This is a genomic window from Marichromatium sp. AB31 (assembly GCF_003718685.1).
Taxonomy (GTDB): domain Bacteria; phylum Pseudomonadota; class Gammaproteobacteria; order Chromatiales; family Chromatiaceae; genus Marichromatium; species Marichromatium gracile.
On the sequence record NZ_RHFI01000083.1, the window covers coordinates 1 to 253 of the forward strand.

Consider the following 253-nt stretch of genomic DNA (forward strand, 5'->3'; position numbering starts at 1 on the left):
AACCCGTCAACCTATAGGGAAAAGGTACGGTCGTTTTGGCACCGGTACGTGCAAAAGGTCGGAGAATCAGGGGTTAAGCCTCCGTTCGACCGCTGGATGGTGCGGCGTGCGGAGCAGTACATCGCGGCTTTTCCGGATCGGAAGCTGGCGGAGCAGTGCCCTGCCGACGTCGAGCGCTATCTGACGGAGGTGGGTCAGAGGACCGAGATGAAGGACTGGCAGTTTCGCCAGATTGTCGATGCTATACGGATTT

Annotated in this window: 1 pseudogene; it reads left to right on the plus strand. The window is 58.1% G+C overall.

The features are described 5' to 3' along the window. Positions 1-48: 48 nt before the first annotated feature. A pseudogene (locus EBL84_RS17450) lies at positions 49-253 on the plus strand (integron integrase); the annotation flags it as partial.